The following is a 381-nucleotide window of genomic DNA, read 5'->3' as shown; positions in this document are numbered from 1 at the left end:
TCTAAGAAGAAAAGGGATAGTTCCAATGGTTGGATGGAAAATAAATAACCATAATATACCTGCCAATACTGGAGCAACGGCATAGGGCCAGAGCAAGAGCGTTGTGTAAGCCTTTTTTGCACGGATGACACGATCAACACAAACAGCCAAAAGAAGTGCTATAGTCATTGAAACAACAGTAACAGAAATGGAAAATACTGCGGTTATGAAAAGTGATTTCAGATAAGCAAGATCAGAAAGAATTGTTATATAATTTTCAAAACCAATAAACGTTGTCGTAAAACCAAAAGGATCTTCACGTTCGAAAGAGGATTTTATTGCTTGAGCAGCAGGCCAAAAGAAAAATAAAAAAGTCACAATAAGCTGAGGAAGCAGCAGCCA

Annotated in this window: 1 protein-coding gene; it reads right to left on the bottom strand. The window is 37.5% G+C overall.

Annotated features, from left to right (window positions below; genetic code table 11):
• On the bottom strand, positions 1 to 378 hold a 378-nt coding region (locus J7R05_RS09045; RefSeq protein ID WP_484479021.1), incomplete at its 3' end, for an ABC transporter permease.
• Positions 379 to 381: the final 3 nt, after the last annotated feature.

Origin of the sequence: Bartonella capreoli (genome assembly GCF_902813205.1) — a bacterium.
GTDB lineage: Bacteria > Pseudomonadota > Alphaproteobacteria > Rhizobiales > Rhizobiaceae > Bartonella > Bartonella schoenbuchensis.
The sequence above is the reverse complement of the archived record's forward strand: the minus strand, read 5'-3'. Positions and strand labels throughout refer to the sequence as shown.